Annotated in this window: 12 protein-coding genes and 1 pseudogene; 5 read left to right on the top strand and 8 right to left on the bottom strand. The window is 71.0% G+C overall.

Features of this window, described 5'->3' with window-relative positions; all coding sequences use genetic code 11:
- Positions 1–14: 14 nt before the first annotated feature.
- Positions 15–1,940 (bottom strand): AfsR/SARP family transcriptional regulator, encoded by a 1,926-nt coding sequence (locus tag ABZZ74_RS18240; protein WP_356765997.1) that lies wholly within the window; start codon positions 1,938–1,940, stop codon positions 15–17.
- A gap of 128 nt (positions 1,941–2,068) precedes the next feature.
- Between ABZZ74_RS18240 and ABZZ74_RS18235 the strand changes: the two genes are divergently transcribed.
- On the top strand, positions 2,069–2,947 hold the full coding sequence (locus ABZZ74_RS18235; RefSeq protein ID WP_356765995.1) for an alpha/beta hydrolase: 879 nt from the start codon (positions 2,069–2,071) through the stop codon (positions 2,945–2,947).
- Positions 2,948–3,047: 100 nt separating this feature from the next.
- Positions 3,048–3,299 (top strand): annotated as a pseudogene (locus ABZZ74_RS18230) (substrate-binding domain-containing protein); the annotation flags it as partial.
- Between the two features lie 73 nt (positions 3,300–3,372).
- Here ABZZ74_RS18230 and ABZZ74_RS18225 read toward each other — a convergent pair.
- Both ABZZ74_RS18225 and ABZZ74_RS18220 read right to left on the bottom strand, forming a co-directional pair.
- Positions 3,373–4,128 carry a helix-turn-helix domain-containing protein gene (locus tag ABZZ74_RS18225; RefSeq protein ID WP_356765993.1) on the bottom strand — a complete coding sequence of 252 codons (756 nt, stop codon included), beginning with the start codon at positions 4,126–4,128 and terminating at the stop codon, positions 3,373–3,375.
- Positions 4,129–4,208: 80 nt separating this feature from the next.
- Positions 4,209–5,477, bottom strand: coding sequence for an MFS transporter (locus ABZZ74_RS18220; protein ID WP_356765991.1), 1,269 nt, complete (start codon positions 5,475–5,477; stop codon positions 4,209–4,211).
- A 323-nt stretch (positions 5,478–5,800) separates the two neighbouring features.
- On the opposite strand from ABZZ74_RS18220, the gene ABZZ74_RS18215 reads away from it, so the two are divergent.
- Positions 5,801–6,205: a hypothetical protein gene (locus ABZZ74_RS18215; protein WP_356765989.1), complete on the top strand. Its 405-nt coding sequence runs from the start codon at positions 5,801–5,803 to the stop codon at positions 6,203–6,205.
- Positions 6,206–6,210: 5 nt separating this feature from the next.
- Here the strand turns inward: ABZZ74_RS18215 and ABZZ74_RS18210 are convergent, their stop codons facing one another.
- From ABZZ74_RS18210 to ABZZ74_RS18200, 3 genes are all read right to left on the bottom strand, one after another.
- A complete protein-coding gene (locus tag ABZZ74_RS18210) occupies positions 6,211–7,671 on the bottom strand; it encodes a glycoside hydrolase family 76 protein (protein WP_356765987.1) in 1,461 nt (486 codons plus the stop codon).
- A 29-nt stretch (positions 7,672–7,700) separates the two neighbouring features.
- Positions 7,701–9,686, bottom strand: a complete 1,986-nt coding sequence (locus ABZZ74_RS18205; protein WP_356765985.1) for an alpha-L-rhamnosidase — start codon at positions 9,684–9,686, stop codon at positions 7,701–7,703.
- A gap of 1,193 nt (positions 9,687–10,879) precedes the next feature.
- Positions 10,880–12,244: an aminotransferase class V-fold PLP-dependent enzyme gene (locus ABZZ74_RS18200; protein ID WP_356765983.1), complete on the bottom strand. Its 1,365-nt coding sequence runs from the start codon at positions 12,242–12,244 to the stop codon at positions 10,880–10,882.
- A gap of 167 nt (positions 12,245–12,411) precedes the next feature.
- Between ABZZ74_RS18200 and ABZZ74_RS18195 the strand changes: the two genes are divergently transcribed.
- A complete protein-coding gene (locus tag ABZZ74_RS18195; RefSeq protein ID WP_356765981.1) occupies positions 12,412–12,897 on the top strand; it encodes a MarR family transcriptional regulator in 486 nt (161 codons plus the stop codon).
- Here ABZZ74_RS18195 and ABZZ74_RS18190 read toward each other — a convergent pair.
- Both ABZZ74_RS18190 and ABZZ74_RS18185 read right to left on the bottom strand, forming a co-directional pair.
- Entirely contained in the window at positions 12,872–13,492 is a 621-nt protein-coding gene (locus tag ABZZ74_RS18190) for a hypothetical protein (RefSeq protein ID WP_356765979.1), read from the bottom strand. The genes ABZZ74_RS18195 and ABZZ74_RS18190 overlap by 26 nt on opposite strands.
- An 89-nt stretch (positions 13,493–13,581) precedes the next feature.
- Entirely contained in the window at positions 13,582–14,016 is a 435-nt protein-coding gene (locus ABZZ74_RS18185; RefSeq protein WP_356765977.1) for a hypothetical protein, read from the bottom strand.
- A 52-nt stretch (positions 14,017–14,068) separates the two neighbouring features.
- Between ABZZ74_RS18185 and ABZZ74_RS18180 the strand changes: the two genes are divergently transcribed.
- Entirely contained in the window at positions 14,069–14,521 is a 453-nt protein-coding gene (locus ABZZ74_RS18180; RefSeq protein WP_356765975.1) for a cold shock domain-containing protein, read from the top strand.
- Positions 14,522–14,677 lie beyond the last annotated feature (156 nt).

The raw sequence follows: 14,677 nt of genomic DNA, 5'->3' as shown, positions 1-14,677 counted from the left end.
GGGGCACGGGCGGTTCAACCGGGCCGCAGGATGTCGTCCACGGGCCCAAACGTGACCATGGCCGTCACACCGCCCGCGATCTCGCCGCGCAGGGGTGACAGGGCGTCCCGCGACCGGGCGGCGAGTGAGTCGTCCCCGAGCAGGGTGGCGGTATGGGCGTTCACGGCCCACAGCGAGTCGTACAGGTGATCGGCGGCAGGTACGGGCAGGGCGGCGGCGGCTCGGTGGGCCGCCGTACGGTCGCCGCGGGCGAGGTCGAGGAGGGGCTGGACCCAGGGTCGGTACGGACCCCAGTCGAGGCCGGGGTCGGTCGGTGCGGGGCGTCGATGGCGGATGCGGACCGACAGCAGCGCGAGCGGGAACAGGCCCGCCTCCACTCCGGGCATACCGGCCCCGGCGAGATCGGCGGCGAGGCCGCGATAGGCGTGGGCGACCTCCGCGGGGTCGCTCGATCGCGCCGCCAGCAGCATGGTCCGGAACCCGGCGGTGAGGACGTGGACAAGGGGCGTCTCGTGACGGTCGGCGAGCCGCTCCACGGTGACGACGTGGTGGTGTGCGGTCTCGACGTCACCGCGGGCCGCGCAGACCTGGATCCGGATCAGAAGGCCGAGGATCTCGAACAACGGGAGGTCGTGCCGCGTGGCGACGTCGATGAGCTCGCCGCCGATGGCGTCCCGCTCGGCGGTGCGCCCGGGACGCTGGAAGGACTGCACGAAACGGGCGTTGAGCGCGAGCACCAGCAGGCTCGGGTCGTGCAGCTCCCGGGCGAGACCCTCGGCCTCCGTCGCCGCCTCGGCGGCCCAGCAGTCCCGGCTCCCGCGATGTTCGAGCCCGATGGTGGCCAGCAGCCGTGCCCGTAGCGCGGCCGGCGCCTGCGGTCCGAGCCGCCGCAGGGTGCGGCGGGTGGTCGTGACCAGCGCCTCGGCGCGTACGGCGTCGTCGGCGCGCGTCCAGACGGTGGGGACGTCGTACGCCGCGATGACGCGGGCGGTGAGAGCGGCATCGCCCGTCCGTTCCGCCTCCGCGACGGCCGCGGCGCGCTGCTCCTGCGCCAGGACCAGGTTGGTGCCACCGGTGATCGCTGCGGCACCGGCGACCGTGCTCATCGTGCGCAGCCGGGTGTAGGTCCCCGTCGCCTCCGTGCGGGTGAGCAGGCGCCACCGGTCCTCCTCCCGCGGCGCGGGCGTGAGATGGGGAGCCTGCCGGAGGATGTCACGTTCGAGATGGTCGAGGCCGTCCGCCGAGGTGAGCCCGAACTGCTCCAGCAGCCGGGCTCGTGCGTCACGCAGGATCGCCAACGCGTCGACCTGGCGGCCGGCTTGGTAGAGCGCGTGGGACAGCAGTCCCCAGGCACGCTCCCGCCAAGGGTGCGCGGCGGTGAAGGTCTCCAGTTCCGGGACGAGTGGGGCGCCTCGTCCGAGGTCGAGCACGGCCCGGGCCCGCAACTCGACGGCCTGACTGTGCAGTTCGGCCAGTCGGGCACGCTCCGAGGTCAACCAGGGCGAGGAGTCGAGGTCTCCGTACGGCTCTCCCCGCCACCAGGTGAGCGCCTCGCCGAGCACGTCGACGGCCTGGCCGTCGGGTACGTCGGCCACCGTGCGAAGGGTGTCCTCGAACCGGTGGGCGTCGATGTCGGTTCGCGGAATGCGCAGGGCGTATCCGCTGCCGACGGTCTCGATGACGGACGAACGGCCTCGCGGGGGACGGTCCGGCTCGAGGGCCCGGCGCACCTCGGCCACGAAGGTACGGATCGTCCCGGCCGCGGTGGACGGAGGGTCCGCCCAGAGATCGTCGGCCAGCACCGCCAGCGGGACGGCCCGGCCGCCGGCCGCGACCAGCCGGCCCAGCAGCTCACGGCGTCGCCGACTGCCCACCGACAGCGGGCGGCCCTCGGCATCCGTGACCTCGATCGGCCCGAGCACCCTGACCACGATCTTCATGCCTCCATTGTCATCGGCGGTCGCTGACCCACTGCTGACCGGCCTCGCCGAGGCTCTTCTCGTCCCCGCATCGACCGGTGAGCCGCGGTGGCTCACGGTTGCGGACGCGGGAGAAGGAGACAGCACCGATGAGCATCGCCATCCCGGGGTTCGAGACCCGGTCGTACGCAGGGGCGGACGGGATCGAGCTGAACGCGGCGGTCGGCGGAAAGGGGCCGGCGATCGTCCTGCTCCACGGCTTTCCCCAGACGCATCTGATGTGGCGGCACGTCGCTCCCGCCCTGGCCGAGCAGCACACCGTGATCTGTCCCGATCTGCGCGGCTACGGCGCCAGCGGCAAACCGGAGGCGGTCACCGAGGACACGTACGCGAAACGGACGATGGCCGCGGACGTCGTCCGTCTGGCCGACGCCCTGGGGTGCGAGCGGTTCGCCCTCGTCGGGCACGACCGAGGCGCGCACGTAGCCTTCCGGGCCGGTCTGGATCACCCCGACCGGGTCAGCCACCTGGGCCTGCTGGACATCGTCCCCACGCTGGACACCTGGAACGTCCTGCACGGGGTCGGGGCGGCGGTGGCCTTCCACCTGTATCTGATGGCGCAGCCGCCCGGTCTGCCCGAGCGGATGATCGCGGGCAGCGCCGACGCGTTCTTCGGCCACTTCCTCGACGTCTGGGCCACCAGCCCCGACGCGATCCCGGCGGACGTGCGCGCCGAGTACCTGCGCGCCTGCCGGAACGCCGTAGCGTCGATCGTCGCGGACTACCGCGCCACGGCGACCGTCGACATCGCACACGACCAGGCCGACCTCGACGCCGGTAACCGGCTCACGATGCCGGTGACGGTGATCCAGCAGGACTGGGGCCGGCAGCTGGGGTTCGACGCCACGGCGATCTGGCGTCCGTGGACCACCGACCTCCAGCACTTCACCACCCGTGCGGGCCACTTCATGGCGGAGGAGGCGCCGGAGGACATCACCACGCTGATCCTGAGCCTGCTGAAACGATGATCGCCGGCCCAGCCTGAGGGCCGGAGCCAGGGGGCCGGCTTGACCGTCTTCATCGTGAAGTGCGAGGTGACGTTCTTGAACCGCGGGATGGTCATGACCCGCCATCGGGCTGATCCACGCCCTGCGGGAAGCCGGCCGGCGGGTACCGCAGGACATCAGCGTCGTCGGCTTCGACGGCAACCCGGTCTTCGCCTACGTCTCCCCGCCGCTGACCACCGTACGGCAGCCGTTCGCCGCCGCCGCGCGGGAAGGCGTCCGGCTGCTCGTGCACACCATCGAGGAACCCGACGCCGGACGCCCGCCCGCGAGCGAGCCACCGGTCGAGCTCGTCGTCCGCGCCTCGACCGCGCCCCGCCGTCCCAGCCGGGCCTGCTGGCGCCCCGCGGCACCTGACGAGCGGCGAGGCTCCGCGTCGACAGGGGTGGCTAGTCGTCGTCCGAACCCGGCGCGGCGGCCCCGGCCGAGGCCGGTTCGGGCTGTGCGTAGAGGATGTCGCGCGCCTGTTCCGCGGCGCGCATCATGCTGTCGGCGACGAAGTCGACAAAGCGGGCGATGTTCTCCAGGCGGACGGCGGCGGGTGTGTCGGGACCGAGGAGGCCGACGCCCTGCCGTGCGGTCTTGGCGAGTTCGGCGTTGGATCGGGCGGCGGCGATCATGCCCGTGAAGAAGACGTCGTTGTCGACGAGGTAACGGTCGCGACGGCGTTCGTCGCGTTCCCGGCGGATGAGGCCCTGGCTGACGAGGAACGCCGTCGCCTTGGAGACGGAGGCGGGGCTGACGTCGAGCCGCTGGACGAGTTCGGACGCGGTGAGACTGCCCGCGTCGGTCGTGTACAGACAGGTCAGCACCCGGGACATCATCTTGGGCAGGCCCTGCTGCATGAGGAGGGTGGTGAAGGTCTCCTCGTACTCGCGTACGGCCTCGGTGTCGCGTCCCTGGGGCCGCTGGGCTGTTTGCGGTCCCCGGGGGGCCGTCTGCCTGCGTCGGTGGGCGCGGCGTTCGGTGGCGCGGTGGGCCAGGTCGGCGCGGTAGGCCGTGGGGCCGCCGTTGCGCATCACCTCGCGCGTGATCGTGGAGGTGGGGCGGTCGAGACGCCGGGCGATCTCCGCGTAGGCGAGCCCGTCGGCCAGCCCCGTCGCGATCTGCTGGCGCTCCGGCTGAGTGAGCCTGCCTCCGGGCATCCCGGTCTCCCCTCGATCTTCCGTGCGGCGCCCGAGCATAGCGTTCACTCTTCTTCAAATGCAACGATCGGAGGCGCTCCTCATCGCCGGTCGGCCACCAGGCGCAGAGCCGGTGCCTTGCGGAGCCGGGTGAAGGTGACGATCAGGGCGACGGCCTGGACGACGGCGCAGGCCATGAGGACCCGGCCGAGGTGCGCCGGCGGAGTGAGCGCGACGAGAACACCGGCCGCGGGGAAGGGCAGCAGCAGGATCAGCATGGTCAACGAGAGCGTGGCGCCGAGTGCCGTGGACGGGATGATCACGGAGCGCACCGTACGCAGCACGACCGTGAGGCCGCCGTCCCCGGCCATGAAGATCGCCACCAGGATGGTGTAGGAGGCGTAGGACGGCGCCTGGGGGACGGCCAGACAGGCCGCGGAGGCGAGCGTCGCGGACACGACACCCACCGCCCACAGGTCGAGCCGGCTCAGGACGAGACGACAGCAGGTGATCGCCAGCAGGGTCGCCACCGCGGCGGCGGACCACATGGTGCCGACGCTGGCCGAGGAGCGGTGGAACGTCTCCACGACGATGACCGGGCTGGCGGACTGCAGCAGACCGAGGGCGAGGTTCGAGCAGGTCAGTCCGGCCACGAGCCAGCCCAGGGCGGGCAGCTTCAGCAGAGTGCGCATCCCTTTCCGCAGTCCGCTGACCTGTCCCGCCCCGTTCGTGGACGCGGCGCGCAGTGGCGTCGGCGGAGTCTGCAGACCGAGCACGGCCGCGAACAAGGACACCGCGCTCAGGCATCCGAGCATCCATCCCGGTCCGGCCAGCAGCAGGAAACCGGCGAGCAACGGGCCGATGACCGTGGCCGTCTGGTCGATGCCGACGAGGACCGCCTGGATGCCATGAGGCCGCGCCGCCCCTCGTCGCGCGACGACCGCGCCGACGGCCTCGTTGGCGACGAAACCGAACTGGGAGAGGGTCCCGGTCACGGCCGCCAGCACCAGGATGACCGCGGTCTCCGCGGAGCCCCGCGGCAGCATGATCAGGGCGACCGCCGCGACCGCCACCACCGTGGCCCGTCCGAGGGATGCAAGGAAGCACACGATCGCCGCGCCGCGCCGGTCCACCACGTTCCCGGCGAGGACGAACGCGGCGATTCGCGGGGTCCATTCCAGTGCGAACGCGAGGCCCGTCAGTGACGCCGAACTGGTAATGGTCAGTACCAACAGCGGCATCGCGTACGTGGACATGGAAAAGGCCAGCGCATCACTCGCGCGCGGAGCATAGATTCGCCGAAAGAGGCTGCCGGACGGAATGGCGGCATGCCGACCCGCGGGCCGGTCCTCGTGCACGGTGATGGCCAAGAACAGGGCTTTCGGTGAGGGGTGCTGAGGGGGACGAAAGACGGCAGTTTCCCGCTCGGAAATGCGCTGTGCGGAAATGAACTGTGCTGCGGCAAATCTCGCAACGGTGACAGGGAAGGGAACTGACCTGCCGACGTTGGCAGTTGACGCCTGAACTATACCGCCCTCATACCGCTCGTATAGATGCTGTGCCGAACCCTTCGGCCCGTTCTGCTTGCGGATATGAGGTCATACCAGACGGATACCGATACTCGCCCTTTCGGAGTCCGGTTCGTTACGTACCGGCAATGGCGGAATCGTGCCTTCCGTGGTGCAGTCGAGCTGTGGCCCGATTCGACGGAATTCGGAAGAAGATCGGCAATCGCCGGAGACACGGCGAGGACGAAACCGCCGCCACGGCGAAACGGCCCTCCCGGCTGACGGACCTCGTGGTCGCGCTGGTGCTGGGGGTCGCCGATGCCATGGCGTTGGCGGGTTTCGCCATCGTCATCGTCCTGGTCGGAATGGGCAACTCGGACGAGGGCGTGGGGGGAGGTGCGCCACGTCATCCTGGCTTCTCCTACTCAGGGCTCGCCCTGGCCTGGGTGCTTCCCGCCGTTCTCGCGCTGTCGACGTTCATCCACGCGCGTCTGCGGATGCCGGTCACCGCGGTGGTCCAAGGGGTGTTCTTCATCGTCGGGACCCTGCTCGCAGTGGCCGCGACGAACATGCTGCTGTCCATCGCCTGACCCGGTCAGGACGCCGCGTTCATCAGGTCGAGGGCGCTTTGCTGGCGGGCGGCGTCCGTCGAGTCGAGCGGGCCGGCCCAGTGGAGTCCGTACGCGTCGAGCGCGGTGCGGTCGCTCGCATGGGCCGAGTCGGCCTGGCGGGCGATGTAGGAGGTGTAAGGGCGGTCGGAGAGCTTGGCGTTGAAGGCGTTCAGGCCGCGGATGAAGGCGCCCTTGAAGGAGGGGCCGTCGCCGCCGCAACCGTTCGTCTCGCACGGTTCGCGCAGGATTCCGCCGGAGTTGAGCGCCGAGGATGTCGTCGAGGCGTCACCGATCTGCCGTCCGGCCGTCAGAAGACTCGAGTCGCCCGTGGCCCGGAACAGTTCGGCCAGTCCGCCCAGGAGCACGCCCTGGTTGTACGACCAGGCCGTGGACCCGTTGTTGCCGCAAGTGGACAGGTCGATACCGTCGTTGACGAGGTGCGAGCTGTTGATCATGCCGGTGCTCCTGAACCAGGACCACTCCGCGTTCGCCCGGCCCAGATAGACCGTGTCGCCGCCGATACGGTTGTGCAGGGCCGCGTTCAGCTGAAGATAGAGGGAGTTGGCGATGGCGTTCTTGTACGTCCGCGCCGTGCTCCACCACACCCCGCCCCCGCACGTGGAGTCCCAGTACTGGGCCATGTGGTCGGCGTCGGCGCGGGCGGTGTTCAGATAGCGGCTGTCGCCGGTCAGGTCGTAGGCGTCGACCCAGGCGAGCCCCCACCAGCCCGTGTCGTCGATGTAGTCGTTGCGGAACTGGCCGCCCTGGGCGTTCAGTTGACGGTCGTAGGTGGTGGCCACCGCGTACGTGTAGCTGGGCATCCCCGAGGCGCGGATGTTGTCGATGATCGCGGTCAGGGCGTTGGCGGAGTTCCACCAGCCGGTGGTGTCGAACAGACCCGTGGAGTTGTCGTACGACTGCATCAGCGCGGTCGCCGCCGCCGTGGACCGGCTCCAGGCGTTCCAGGTGGTACGGGCCCACGGCGTGCAGGCGATCTCGGCCCGGTCCCCGGCCTTGCCACAGGCCCGCAGCGCGCCGACGCCGTGGTTGTTCCAGTCGTCGACGTTGTACATCAGCGTGCGCCAGCCCCGTTGTCCGGAGGGGATGGTGGTGTCGCCGAGCTTGCTGCCCGAACTCCAGGTGCGGCCGCCGTCGAAGGAGCGGTCGAGCCAGACCTCGTCGCCCGGGCTGCCGTTGTCGATCGAGGCCCAGCCCATCGCGTCGGTGTCGTCGAAGTGCAGCGTGACGGCGCGGGAGTAGACGGTGGCGGTGACGGGCTGCCGGTCCTGCGGGGACAGGGCCGGGTCGCGGGTGTCGCAGTACTTGTTGCAGATCGCCGCCGTGTCGGCGGCGCTCGCGACACCGGTGCCGGCCGGGGTCAGCAGGGCCAGCGTGGCGATCAGACAGGTTCCGATGCTCCGGATGTGCCGTGCCGTCGGGTTCATGTCGGCTCCAGGGATGTGGGGGTGGGAGCTCAGGGAGTGAGGTAGCAGGTCTTGCGGACGCCGGGCAGCGGATCGGTGCCGAAGGCCGCCGTCGAGCAACTCACTGCGCTTGCAAAGGACTTGTAGACGAAACTGCCGCGTGCGCCGTAGGCGACGGTCTGCTGTCCGCCGAAGGTGCAGCTGCCGCCCTCGTCGGCGCAGGCGGTCGCGTAGCCGGCCGGACCGCCGGTGGCGGTGTAGCAGGTCTTGGCCTCGCCGGGGATCGGGTCGCCGAACCTGGTGTTGGTGCAGGGGGTGTCGCCGGTGGCGGTGACCGTGGTGAACGCGCCGAAGGCACCGTAGGCGACCGGCTGCCCCGCGACGGCCGGGCAGGTGCCGCCCTCGGTGACGCAGGCGGTGTAGCCGGGCGGGCCACCGGCGGGCGGCAGGTAGCAGGACTTGACGACACCGTCGACGGGATCGCCGAAGTGGGCGTTGGAGCAGTCGACGGAGCCGTGCGCGACCTGGTGCGCGAAGTTGCCGTTCCCGCCGTACACGACGTCACGGTTGTAGCCGGGGACGGAGCAGGTGCCGCCCTCGCTCGCGCAGACGGTGTACCCGGACGGGCCGCCCGCGTCGGCGACGTAGCAGGACTTGACGAGATTCACCGCCGGGTCACCGCCGAAGGAGGCGTTGCCGCACGCGGTACCGTCGGTCACCGTCTTGTACGTGTACGTCCCCGCCCCGTACGCCACCGCCCGGGTGCCGCTGAAGGAGCAGGTGCCGCCCTCGCCGGCGCACCGGGTGAAGCCCGCGCGCAGGGCGCTCGTGCCCGGGGTGGTGGGCGCGGGCGGATCGCCGAGCCCGGTCGCGGTCACGCTGTAGCTGCCGGGGGAGACGCCGGTGAGGTACACGTAGCTGTCGTCCTGGCTCGCGCCGGTGATGCCGAGGACGGAGGTGAAGGAGCCGCCCCGCCATACGACGGCGCCGTTCACCGACACCGAGACGTCGCCGCCGAACTTCGGAATGCCGATCCTGCCGGTGGTCCCGGTCGGACTGGTCAGCCGCGCCGCGTAGGTGCCGGCGGCGGGATCGCGCGACCACGAGGCGTCGACGGTGCCCTGAGGCATGGTGATGCGGCCCTCGGCACTGGTCAGGTCGCCGGGGTGCGGGACGAAGCGGTAGGCGCCGGTCGCCGACTCGGGCGCGGTGCCGAGCACGTCGAAGGTGAGCGTGGAGGTGGGCGCCGTGGACCAGCCGTGGGCGAGGCTCATGTACGAACCGCCGTACGCGAGACCACCGTCGGCCTTCACGCCCTCCCAGAAGGTGCTCCGGGTGCCGATGTCGCTGTCCAGCATGTGGCCCCAGGTGCGACGGATCTGGGCCAGGGCACCGTAGTCGTCACCGGCGGTGAAGCGGGCGTTGAGCTCCATCCCGCCGGCGAAGGGCGACACGTTGCTGCCCCACTCGGGTGTCGTCGGGCCGTAGGCGCCCCAGCGGGTCCCGAGCCGCGTGACGATGCTGCGCGCCTTGGCCGCGGAGTCGGTCAACCCGTACCAGACGGCGAGCGAGTTGCCGTCCTGCGGATACAGGGCGCTGCCGGGGTTGTCCTTGTACATGCCCTGCGCGGCGTCCCACAGCAGGGAGTTCGCCGCCGACTTGAGCGCGGCCGCCCTGCTGGTCCAGCCGGCGGCGAGCGCGCTGTCGCCCTCGACCGTGGCCAGGCCGGCGCCGGAGGTGAGCGCCGCGTAGAGCAGCGCGTTGGCGGCGATGTTCTCGCCGCCCTGGCCGACCCGGGCCCAGTCCTGGGTGCGGGTCACGTCGAGCAGACCGTCGGCGCCGATCTTGCCGGTGATGAAGGCCATCCCACGCTTGTAGTTCGCCCACTCGGAGTCCAGCCATGCCCGGTCCGCCGAGTAGGTGTAGTAGGTGGCCGTGCCCAGCAGCGTCCAGGTGTGGTACGTGTCCGAGCCGGTGAGGCTGATCGGCGGCCCCGACCAGGGGATCTCGCCCTGCGCGGACTGCGCGTCGTACATCGTGGTGAGCGCGTTGCGGGTGGAGGTGAGGTCGCCCGAGTAGGCGTACTGCGTGGCACGGAGATGCCCAGGTCGCCGGGCCACACGGCACGGTCCCGCTTGGCCCCGTCGACCAGGACGGAGTCACCCGCGCCGACCGTCGCGCCGTTGTCCCAGCCCGAGGCCGGCGGCGGCCAGGCACGGCCCTGGTCGGAGGCGATCGTGTCCAACTGCACGGTGTACGCGCCCGCGTACCAGATGCGGTTCAGCAGATCGTCGCTGGAGTGGAAGTAGTTGGCGTAGTCGGCCGGGTTGGCCTTGCCCGGGTCTGCGGTGAAGGCGAGGGTGACGTCCTTGAGGTCCACCCATCCGGAGCTGTCGAGGAAGACCGTCAGGTACCGGAATCCACCGCGCAGTTGGGCGGTCGGCATGGTGTAGCTGCCGTTCGCGGGTGCCGCGCCGAGGAGCGCGCCGTCGTCCCCGCTGCCCCCGTTGCTGCGGTCGCTGGTCGTGCCGACGTACAGCGACGACTCGCTGAAGGCCAGGCCGACGCGCTGGCCGCCGTCGCTGGTGGCGCCGTAGGACAACGTTGCCAGGCCGCCGACCTCCTTGCCGAAATCGAGGGTGATGGCCGACTGTGAGCCGGAGATCCGCGTCGGCTGCCCGCTCAGAACGTTCTGCGGGTTCGCCACCGTGCCGGACGTGCGGTGGACGGCGACCGGCTTGACCGTGCGTGAGGTCGGCGCGTAGGTGAGGGGGTCGACTTCCGCCGCCGATACGGCCGTTGTGGTCACGGGCCGCGCCGCGGCGGCGGACGGCGCGGGAGCCACGGCGAGTACGGCGGCCACCGCCGAGGCCAGGCCGAGCAGGCGTCTGAGGCGGGAGGGCCGGTTCAGTGGGGGGCGGTGGCGGCGCATCGGGACCTCCCGGAACGGGGCGGGGAACGCAGGGGTTGAATCGATTCAAAGAGGTCGATCACGACGGCCCGGGCCCGAATGGATCGTGGGATGGTGAGGCACCTCGCCGAAGTGGCACCGATGATGGGCGCCCCGCAATCGGTGTGTCAACCCGTCGGGAAGTTGTGGAACTCTCGTGCCAGGGAAGCGACTTGATGCATTGGCAGGTTCCCGGTGGAGGGGTTCACTGCTGCGGGCTGACGGTGCGTCAGCCCTGTCAGCCTTGGGTGACGAAGAGACGTTCGGCGAGCTCGTCGCTCAGTGGGGTCGTGCGAGTTGCTCGACCCGGCGGTGGAGGTCCGCCACGTGGTGTTCGGACTCGGGCTTCATCAGGACGCTGCGCAGGATGCGTGCGCCGTCCGCGTCCGCGGTGATCTTCGGATGACGTGACGTGAACGCCTCCCGGTCGGCTCGGAGGGTGCTGAGGAACACCGGGTCGGCGCCGGTCATGCCGTCCGCGAGGACGGACGCGGACGCCGCGTCGACCGCGCTCAGGGTGGCCGGTTCCAGCAGGGGGAAGTAGCCGACGATGTCCAACTCGGGCCGCTGGTACAGCTCCAGCACCTCGGACGCGGTGATCAGGTCCGCCCAGCGCAGGGCGGCCCGTCGGCCGGCCGCCAGCACCCTGCCGAGACCGTCCGGGGTCGGCGGCAGTAGCCGGAAAGTGAGCCACAGCGCGGCGGCCGACGCACCCGCCCGGGAGCACTCCAGGCTGATCTCGCCGAGGTGGAGGTCGGGGGAGGTGAAGTAGGTGTACGGCGAGTCGTGGAGGTAGAAGCGGCCCACCTCGGGGTCGCGGAAGAGGACGGCGCCGCAGCCGTAGGGCTGGAGCCCGTGCTTGTGCGGGTCGATGACGACGGAGTCGCAGTGGGCGATGGCCCGCCAGGGCTCGGCGGGCAGCCCTTCGGGGCCGTCGGCCCCGGCCAGCAGGGTGAAGAACCCGCCGTAGGCGGCGTCGACATGGAGGCGGACGCCGTGGCGTTCACGCAGGGCGAGGGCGGTGTGGATCGGGTCGACGGCGCCGAGGCCGGTGGTGCCGGCGGTGAGCACGACCGTTCCGACCTCGCCGGTGCGCAGGACGTCCTCCAGCGCGTCGAGGCTGATACGGCCGCGGTCGTCGGTGGGGATGGCGTAGCCCTTCATGCCGAGGACGTGGCACATGCGGCCGTGGGTGTAGTGCGCGTCGGCGCTGTAGGCGACGCCCCGGCCGGGGTGGAGTTCCCGGGCGACGAACAGGGCTTCCAGGTTGGCGATGGTGCCGCTGGTGGTGAGGTGGCCGAGGTGGGTGTCGTAGCCGAACATCGCGGCGAGCTGCGCGACGGCCTCGCGTTCCATCGCGGCGGTGGCGGGACCGCCGTCCAGGGCGTGGTTGTTGGGGTTGATCAGCATCGCGGTCAGATAACCGACCACGGCCGCGGGATGCGGCGGCTTGAGCATCTGCCCCGCGTAACGCGGGTGGAAGAAGGGGTAGTTGTCCGTCAGGCGTCCGGTGAGCTCCTCGAAGGCGGCGGCGAAGCGGGTGTCGTCGACCTGGAGTGCCGGGTGCGGTCGGTAGGGGCCGTAGCCGTCGGCCCACTCCTGTATCGCTTCGGTGGCCCGGCCCAGCCAGTGCTGCAGATCCATGGATTCTCCCTTGCGCGACGCCCTCCTCCGGGGCGCGCTCAGCATACGATTTCATTGATGACTCAGCAATTGACTGCTCAGTAATTGAGACATTGGTAGGTGCGGCGGCAGTAAAGTGGCCCGGACCGGCCCGGCACGGAGCCGACGGCGTGAGAGGACGACGACTGGTGAATGCCGCCACTCGGCGGGGCGGCGAGGCCGCCGCCCGCGCCGCGAACAGCCGACGTGTTCAGGAGTTCGGGCTGCTGATCAAGGCCGCGACGCGGCTGGAGCAGCGGATCGACACCGTTTTGCGGCGCGAGTGCGGGATCGGCCACACGATGTTCGAGGTCCTGATCCGGCTCTGCCGGCAGCCGGACGAGCGGGTCTCGCAGCGCGAACTCGCCGACGACCTCACCCTGACCAGCAGTGGCATCACCCGGCTGATCGACCGCATGGAGGAAGCCGGCCTCGTACGCCGCGTACCGGCACCCGGCGACCGCAGAAGCGTCCTGGTCCAGCCGACCGAACACGGGCACGCCGTGTTCCTCCGGGCAGCGGCCGCTCACGCCGAGGTCGTCGAGCAGTACTTCGTCGCGCCGGTGGCCGGTGAGGACTACAGGCGGCTCACCAACGCACTGGAAGTGATCAACAAGGCGCTGCGCGAGGGCTGACACTCGGCGGCGCGCAGCCCCGTGTCAGGGCTCGAAAGGGCCGAGGGGAGCGCCGCCCGCGGCGGGCCACTGCGCGATGCCGTCGTCCGCCGGAGGCTCGGTGATCATCGGGTCGTCGGTCGGTGAGGGGTCGCCGATGGCACAGGAGTTGCCCTTCGAGTCGACAACGTTCGATGGCCGGCCCGGCTCTCCGGTCGCCGCGAAGACGGCCCAGTCGGCGGTCAGGTGTCGCGGACCGCGAGATGTGGGGAGTCTCCGCGTCGACCAGGGACAGCTTGGCGAGCAGGTACAACAGGTCCGCGCCGTGGAAGGTGCCCAGGGTCGACCCGCACGGCTCGTCGAGGAGGAGGTGGCGGTACGCGCCGCCGCGGACGGCGACCTGGGCCCGGGCCAGATGTGTGGCCGGTGCACGGAAGACGGCGTCGCCGAGGAACGCGGCACGCAGGTCCGCCAGGTCCGACGCGCCGGTGTGGGCGCGGTAGGCCTCCAGGAGCGGGCCGGGCTCGGCGATCCCGGCCCGGCGCAGTTCGGTGTGCAGCCTGGCCACGTCAGACGGATCGAAGGCGTCGCTGTTGACCAGCTGGAACACTCGCACCTCGTCCCGGGTGGCGCCGATGAGCAGCTGGCCCCAGCAGCGGCCCCGGGGAGACCGCGTTCGCCGAAGTCGCCGGTGATGACCGAGCGCTACCGGTCCAGGATCCGCCGCACGGAGATGGTGCGCAGTCCTTCCGCGTCGTCCAGGCTCGGCGCGGCGATCAGGTCCTCGGCCATGGCGGTCGCGGTCGCCCGGTCGCAGAACGCGGACGTGCGTCCGCTCTGCAGGCCGGCCTCGTGGAAGGGCCCGGCGGCCGAGGGCGCGGCGAGCAGCGCCCCGATGCAGGAGACACCGGCGGACTGTCCCCCAGAGTGATGTTGCCCCGGTCGCCACCGAAAGCGGCGATGTTGTGCCGCCCTGGCCCAGTCGCCGCCGAGGTCCGCCAGATGCAGGAAACCGAGCGCTCCCAGGCGGTGGTCGGCGGTGACGACGACGGCTCCGGGAACACCGTCTGCACCGCCGCGGCCGATCCGGGAACGGGCAGGGCTCGTGGGTGAGGGGCGTGGCTGTGTAAGTTCTCGCACCGGGTAGGTGAGCCGGGCCGTCCCGGGTCCGTTGTGAGCGTGGAGGTGCGGTGTGGTGACACGGGGTCGGGTTGTGCGGTTCGACGAGGTGCGGGGATACGGCTTCATCCGCCCCAGGGACGGGGGCGAGGACGTCTTCATGCACGCCAACGACCTGATCGACGAGAAGTACCTGTACCAGGCGGGCAGCGAGGTCGAGTTCTCCCTGGAGCAGGGCGAGAAGGGGCCGAAGGCCTCGGACATCCGCCTCGTCCGCCATGCCGGCCATGACCACCACGACCACCGGACCGACCGTGCGGCCCCTTCGTTCTCGGAGGTGCCGCTGCGGCACGGGGACGTGCAGGACATCGACGGCGAGGTCGAGTTGCTGTCGGTGGAGGACTTCCGCATCGATCTCACCGAGGCCCTCCTGGAGCACGCGGGCAGCCTGACGGTCGCCCAGCTCAAGGAGGTCCGGGCCTGTGTCGTCGACCTGGTCCGCAAACGCGGCTGGATCGTGGACTGACCCGAGGCCGGGGACTGCCCGAAGGCGGGTGCGCCGACTGGGACCTGGGCGGCGCAGCCGTGCTGGTGCTGTACTCCCGCCAGAGCGTCGAAGACGTGGCACGCCGTCTGGGCGGACACGGCGCCCGGGTCCTCGCCGAGCCCCGGGACCGTCCCG

The organism is Streptomyces sp. NPDC006476 (genome assembly GCF_040612015.1).
Taxonomy (GTDB): Bacteria; Actinomycetota; Actinomycetes; order Streptomycetales; family Streptomycetaceae; genus Streptomyces; species Streptomyces griseorubiginosus_B.
The sequence above is the reverse complement of the archived record's forward strand: the minus strand, read 5'-3'. Positions and strand labels throughout refer to the sequence as shown.

Excerpts from the sequence above, each read along its gene's own strand:
- ABZZ74_RS18225 (WP_356765993.1), bottom strand. The coding sequence starts at position 4,128 with ATGCCCGGAGGCAGGCTCACTCAGCCGGAGCGCCAGCAGATCGCGACG.
- ABZZ74_RS18235 (WP_356765995.1), top strand. The coding sequence starts at position 2,069 with ATGAGCATCGCCATCCCGGGGTTCGAGACCCGGTCGTACGCAGGGGCG.
- ABZZ74_RS18205 (WP_356765985.1), bottom strand. The coding sequence starts at position 9,686 with ATGTACGACGCGCAGTCCGCGCAGGGCGAGATCCCCTGGTCGGGGCCG.
- ABZZ74_RS18240 (WP_356765997.1), bottom strand. The coding sequence starts at position 1,940 with ATGAAGATCGTGGTCAGGGTGCTCGGGCCGATCGAGGTCACGGATGCC.
- ABZZ74_RS18200 (WP_356765983.1), bottom strand. The coding sequence starts at position 12,244 with ATGGATCTGCAGCACTGGCTGGGCCGGGCCACCGAAGCGATACAGGAG.
- ABZZ74_RS18210 (WP_356765987.1), bottom strand. The coding sequence starts at position 7,671 with ATGAACCCGACGGCACGGCACATCCGGAGCATCGGAACCTGTCTGATC.